The organism is Syntrophomonas sp. UBA5494 (assembly GCF_002426325.1).
Window position 1 is genome coordinate 16561 of sequence record NZ_DIPG01000139.1, and the last position, 611, is coordinate 17171.

1 protein-coding gene is annotated in these 611 nt (G+C 46.0%); it reads left to right on the forward strand.

Features of this window, described 5'->3' with window-relative positions; all coding sequences use genetic code 11:
- Positions 1-121: 121 nt before the first annotated feature.
- Positions 122-611: thiolase family protein (locus tag B3W37_RS15615; RefSeq protein ID WP_483176363.1), on the forward strand; the 490-nt coding region annotated here is incomplete at its 3' end.

Genomic DNA, 611 nt, shown 5'->3' on the forward strand with positions numbered 1-611 from the left:
ATAGAGCCCCGTCAAATTTGATTTGCCGGGGACTTTTTTTATGAAAGGAGTGATCAATGAGCAATTCGAAGGCCAAGTACCACAAGGTGGATATCATGTAATGATTGGAGGAGAATACAGTATGTCAAAAGTAGTGCAAAAAATGTTGAGGAAGCGGGCTGATGTATATAAAGATGCCCCCATTGCCAAATTTAGTGAAAGAAAAGCCACGTTTTCAGGTATGGGCAAAATAACTGAAAACCAATATGCCAAATTAAGAGAAGTAGTCTGTGTTGAAGCCTGTCGGACCCCCTACGGTAGATCCGGAGGTCTGTTAAAAGAATACGATGCGGCTCAGTTGGGAGCCCTGGCGATCCAGGAAGTAATGCGCCGGACTGAAGGCAAGGTAAAAGGAGAAGATATTGATTATGTCATCATGGGGCAGGTAGTTCCGGCCGGATGCGGTCAGGTACCAAGCCGGCAGGCCAGCATATTGGCAGGACTTCCTGAATCAGTTCCGTCAATAACCGTTAATAAAGTATGTTCTTCCGGCATCAAGACTATCGATCTGGCCGTGCAGATGATAAAAATAGGCCGGGCCGATATTTGTATAGCCGGTGGACAGGAAAGCA